A 399-nucleotide genomic window follows, 5' to 3' on the forward strand; every position below is an offset into this window, starting at 1 on the left:
TTGATAACTTTTGCAGGTACACCTGCACAAACAGAATAATCAGGTATATCCTTCGTCACTACAGAGTTTGCCGCTACCACACTATTTCTGCCAATGCAAGCACCAATGATGGAAACATTTTCCCCTATCCAGACGCCTTCCTTAATAACCACATCACCTTTGAATACAACAGGCTGCTGGCTTACTGGAATATGAATATCTTTATACTCATGAAGGTTGTCTGATATATATACCTTATCGGCGATGAGAACATCCTTTTCGATAACTACACGGCGCACACTTACAATATGTAAGAAGCGACCAATATAAACGTTATTTCCTATATTCAGGATCGGTTCATTGTTATCAATTTTCAATGCTAAAGCCCATAATCCCGGTTGAATTACTACTCTATCGCCA

The 399-nt window shown here is 39.3% G+C and carries 1 protein-coding gene; it reads right to left on the reverse strand.

Features of this window, described 5'->3' with window-relative positions; translation table 11 throughout:
• A partial coding sequence (locus E0D98_RS25985; RefSeq protein WP_131891554.1) for an acyltransferase occupies positions 1–399 on the reverse strand: 399 nt, incomplete at both ends.

This window comes from Escherichia sp. KCJ4928 (assembly GCF_004352695.1).
Taxonomy (GTDB): domain Bacteria; phylum Pseudomonadota; class Gammaproteobacteria; order Enterobacterales; family Enterobacteriaceae; genus ECMA0423.